This is a genomic window from Pseudomonas sp. AC463, from assembly GCF_979253585.1.
Map to the genome: position 1 here is coordinate 1 of NZ_CEEDDZ010000264.1, position 351 is coordinate 351.

Consider the following 351-nt stretch of genomic DNA (forward strand, 5'->3'; position numbering starts at 1 on the left):
ACGTCAACCGGATGAAGGGGTAAACGGTTGATCCTCGCTATCGTATTCCTGCCGCTGCTCGCGGCGATCGTCGCAGGTCTTGGCAACAAGGTGCTGGGGGCGTTCCCGGCCAAGGTGCTGACCACGGCCGCGCTGTTCGCGTCGTGCGCGCTGGCGTGGCCGATCTTTCTGGGCTGCATCGCCGGATCGAACGTCGCGACGGTCACGCCGGTGCTGACGTGGATCGTGTCGGGCGGCGTCGACGTCGCCTGGGGCTTCCGAGTCGATGCTCTGACCGCAGTGATGCTGGTCGTCATCACGTCGGTGTCCGCGCTCGTCCATCTGTATAGCTGGGGCTATATGGAGGACGAC

General features: G+C 64.7%; 1 protein-coding gene. It reads left to right on the forward strand.

The features are described from left to right. Window positions 1-27: 27 nt before the first annotated feature. Window positions 28-351: hypothetical protein (locus tag AC0IYH_RS30070; RefSeq protein ID WP_471837758.1), on the forward strand; the 324-nt coding region annotated here is incomplete at its 3' end.